The organism is Acidovorax sp. HMWF029 (genome assembly GCF_003060895.1).
Classification (GTDB): Bacteria; Pseudomonadota; Gammaproteobacteria; order Burkholderiales; family Burkholderiaceae_C; genus Acidovorax.
The window spans coordinates 1-4,046 of sequence record NZ_QAIH01000219.1; the positions used below are offsets into that span (position 1 = coordinate 1).

The window sequence follows — 4,046 nt, forward strand, 5'->3', positions numbered from 1 at the left end:
CGCGGCCCAGGCCGTAACTGCCCGCGTAGGCCTCTACCGAATGCGCAGCCTTCCACAGCGGCTTCTTGCTCACGATGTTGAGCGTGCCGCCGGGCTCGCTGCTGCCATACAACGCGGCGGCGGGGCCTTTCAGAAACTCCACCCGCTCCACCCCCGCCAGATCGCGCGGCGCGTTGAAGCCCCGGTTGGACGAAAACCCGTTGAGCAGCGTCGCCATGCCCGTGTTCTCGTTGCCCGGCAGGCCCCGGATGGCGATGTTGTCCCACAGCCCGCCAAAGTTGTTCTGGCGCGAGACACCGCCCACATAGTCCAGCACATCATCCAGCCGCGTAGCGCCCAGGTCGTCCAGCGTCTGGCGCGACATCACGCGCACCGACTGCGGCAGCTCGCGCAGCGGCAGGCTGGTCTTGGCCCCCTCGGCCTCGTCGGCGTAGTAGGCGCCCGAGGCACTGCGGCCCACCACGTCCACGGCAGACAGGGTGGGCGGCGTGACCACATCACCGTCTGCGGCCCAGGCGGGTTGGAGGGAGGCCAGCAGAGCCGCCGCAGCCAAAGCTGTCAAGGTGGGGCGGGGCAGGGGCACACGGCGTGTAGAAGGTGCAGAGGAAGAAGTGGAGGAACGCATGGCAAACCAGTCCAAAAAAGCAGATGAATGCAAAAACGGGGCCCGGCGCGCCTGGAGATAAGGCGCACAAGGTTGCATGCCCGCACACAGCCGCGGGGCGCGTGCACGGGCGAAAACGAAAAGGGGATGCGCTAAAGAGCGCAGGCTGGCTGGGGCCCGACGCGTGTCAGGCCCGGTGGGCTGGCGGAGGATCGCGTGCAGCAAACGGCCAGCGCACCTGCGGGGCCGTGAAGCGGTCAGCGCCATGCGGCGCGATGGCGCTGGGTTCTGCGGGCGGTTGCGGTTGGCGCGCCGGTGCATGCGCCAGCCCCGCCTCCAGCGCGTGGGTCAGGCACCAGGTGCAGGGGGTGTGTGTCTCTTCGCTGTGATCGTCGCTGGCTGTGGAGCTGGTTGCCGCGTAGACATCCACATCGCCTGCGGTTGCCGAGGTTGTGGAGCCGCGCACCAGCTCCTGAATGTGCCGCGCCTCATGCAAGGGCGCGCCCGCCAGGGCGTTGAACAACGCCACCAGCAGAAGCACAATGTGGAAAGGCAGGGTGAGGATGGTGCGGCGCAGCATGAGGGGATGCGAATCATACTCAAGTGCGGGCAACTGACTGGTGGGAAGGTCTGAAGTGAGTCGAAGGCGTGCCGGTCATGTCCCTGGTGGACACCTGCGCCAGTCTGGTGGGCGCGACCGAGGTGCTGGCCCCGTGGCTGTTGGCTAGTTTGACTATCTATTTGATAGCTGCTAGTGATTTATAGATAAGTGCTAGAACCACTTTTCAATAATATTTGAAGGCTTGGCCGCCGCAAACTGCGCAAACTGCGCAAAGCGCGCGAGCAGGCTGGCAAAGTGGGCGTGGCTTGCTCCTGCTGCTGCAAAGCATCGACATCCACACCAGCGCTCTGTAGTAACGGCGCAAAACATTGCATGAAGTCGCGGAATATGATGGGACTAACGTGCCATCTCAGCGGATGCCGAAGCCTCCCGCTGCAGCGAAGGGTTATGCATCAAGATCGCCACGATGAATGAAGCGAAGATCAACTTCGGCAGGGCATTGCTTAACCTTGCGGCGCCATGACCGTTCGACGCGTGGTAACTCCGATGGAGGAAAGGCATATACAACGACCAAGATCAATCGGAAATGACCGTTCAGAGCCCGGTCTGCAAGGAGCGCGCTGTAAAGGGCGCGCTCAATTACGCTCAACTGCAGGAGTGGCTTGGTCAATAGCTTGACCTCGGCAAATGTTGGCTTGGCACCCTCGGGAAGGAACGCGTCAAAACTCACTCCCGCCTTAGCGATTTCAATGTTGCGCGTGGCTGGTTGACCAAGCTCTTTTTCGAGACGTGCTATCGCGCCATCTTCAACTTTCCGAGTCTCCTCCATGAGCTGCATCGGCAAAGAAGGCCCAGCAGCAGATGCTTGAGCAGCGACTTCAGGCTTATCAGGGGGGGCCTTCTGCGGTGGCGACGACTGGCCGGTAACTGACTCTGGCAGCTGGTCCCCAGTAGTCTCCGGCAGTGTCTCATTAACCTCGTTTTCGCGTCTTCGCTCGATTTCTTCCGTGCTCAATGTGCGAAGGAATGAATCGTCAGTCTTGAAGTCGCTTGGTGCGTAAAGTTTTCCGTGATGTCTAGTAACAAGTATGTAGAACACGCCGAGAACGACAAGCGGGAACAAGACCACAAATACAATTAGCGGAAAGCGCTCGTCAGGGAGAAGTGCCGATGCTGTCACGCCCAATAACATGCTCGCGACACCGTAGATGAGCGAAATAAAAAGCGCGACTATGCCTAGCGGATTGCGTACTAAGTCTTTTAGTCCAGAAGTTGGCATGGGGCCTTTATTGATGCATAACGAATAAGCTAAGCTAACCGCCAAAGGCGGGTCGGCTTGAGCGCCGGGTTAGACCCAGTGGTTGCTATTGAGATTCCAAACGACTGACTTCCCGGGCCGCCCGTTGTAAAAGCGTTTCGGCATCACGAAGCTCTCTGATTGCTCTGGAAATATTGGGTTCATTTGGCACGGTAGCCGAAGCCCGTTGCAATGCACGTAATGCATCCTCTACAGCGCTCAAAGCATCTTTTACTTTCCGTTTTGCTGACACGTTGGCTCCTTTTTTGAGGCTTTTGGACTAACTAAAAGTAGCTGACAAGCTGCAGGCTGCCAGTAGGCGCATAAAAAACCTGATCCACCGATTCCTCCTTTGAAGGAAGCCATTTAGGCGAATCCTAAAAATTCGCGGATCAGAAGCAAAACGGGCAGCGTACCGTCATGTTACGCCGCCCGCTTTTTCGAGGACTCACAGGTAAACCCGTAAATCTCCGCCAAAGAAAAATCAGCCCTTCTTTTGCACCATCTTGATCACGCTGGAAAAATCCTCCGCGCCATGCCCCGCCAAGCTGTGCGCCGCATACAGATTGCGCGCCATCCCCCCCAGCGGCGTCGCAGCCTTCACCGCCATCGCGTTCTCCTGCGCCAGCCCCAGGTCCTTGAGCATCAGGTCCGTGCCAAAGCCGCCCGCATAGCCTTTGCTGGCGGGTGCCGTTTCCATCACGCCGGGGAAGGGGTTGTACTTTTCCAGCGCCCAGTTGCCGCCCGAGCTGCGGCGCATGATTTCACTGAGCACTTTGGGGTCCAGGCCGTTGGCGACGCCCAGGGCAATGGCTTCGCTGGTGCCTGCCATCAGGATACCCAGCAGCATGTTGTTGCAGATCTTGGCCGTCTGGCCTGCGCCTACGGTGCCTGCGTGGAAGATGTTGGCGCCCATTTTTTCGAGCACGGGGCGGGCGCGTTCCAGGTCGGCGGTGTCGCCGCCCACCATAAAGGTGAGGGTGCCTGCAATGGCGCCGCCGGTGCCGCCCGAGACGGGTGCGTCGATAAAGGCCACGCCCTTGGCCTTGGCGGCCTCGGCCACCTTGCGGGATGTGGCGGCGGCTATTGTTGAGCAGTCGATGATCAGCGTGCCTGCAGGCAGCTGGGCCAGCAGCTCGCCCGCGCCGAGGAACAGGCCTTCCACATGCTGGCTGGCGGGCAGCATGCTGATGACGACTTCGGCGCCTGCGACTGCCGCCTTGGCGTCGGCGGCAATGGGCACGCCGTCAGCCGCCAGCTTGTCGCGCGCGGGTTGCGAGAGGTCGAACGCGCGCACTTCGTGGCCTGCCTTGTGCAGGTTGTGGGCCATGGGGCCGCCCATGTTGCCGAGGCCGATGAATGCGATTTTCATGCTGTGTTGCTCCTGGATGTCGTTGTGATGGTGAAAGGGAATGGGTGCAGGTTTGTTATGAATTTGATAGCTAGAAGTGCTTTTCTATCGCGCGGAAAGGGCTAAAAAAGCTTGGAATTTCGGGGCGGATGTTGTCGTTCTGGCTGGTGTGCCTGGCCGGGGGGCTGCCAAGCGGTGGGCCGCGGCGCATGGTGGCGATGTGGAGGTGCAT

Annotated in this window: 4 protein-coding genes; all 4 read right to left on the minus strand. The window is 60.3% G+C overall.

What is annotated here, in order from left to right; genetic code table 11:
- On the minus strand, positions 1–625 hold a 625-nt coding region (locus tag DBR12_RS15305; RefSeq protein WP_146185553.1), incomplete at its 3' end, for a TonB-dependent siderophore receptor.
- Between the two features lie 166 nt (positions 626–791).
- Positions 792–1,184 (minus strand): DUF2946 family protein, encoded by a 393-nt coding sequence (locus DBR12_RS15310; RefSeq protein ID WP_108618049.1) that lies wholly within the window; start codon positions 1,182–1,184, stop codon positions 792–794.
- A gap of 427 nt (positions 1,185–1,611) precedes the next feature.
- A complete protein-coding gene (locus DBR12_RS15315; protein ID WP_108618050.1) occupies positions 1,612–2,445 on the minus strand; it encodes a hypothetical protein in 834 nt (277 codons plus the stop codon).
- Positions 2,446–2,947: 502 nt separating this feature from the next.
- A complete protein-coding gene (gene mmsB / locus DBR12_RS15325; RefSeq protein ID WP_255575923.1) occupies positions 2,948–3,853 on the minus strand; it encodes a 3-hydroxyisobutyrate dehydrogenase in 906 nt (301 codons plus the stop codon).
- Between the last annotated feature and the right edge of the window lie 193 nt (positions 3,854–4,046).

Coding starts and splice junctions, on each gene's coding strand:
- DBR12_RS15310 (WP_108618049.1), bottom strand. CDS start 1,184: ATGCTGCGCCGCACCATCCTCACCCTGCCTTTCCACATTGTGCTTCTG.
- DBR12_RS15315 (WP_108618050.1), bottom strand. CDS start 2,445: ATGCCAACTTCTGGACTAAAAGACTTAGTACGCAATCCGCTAGGCATA.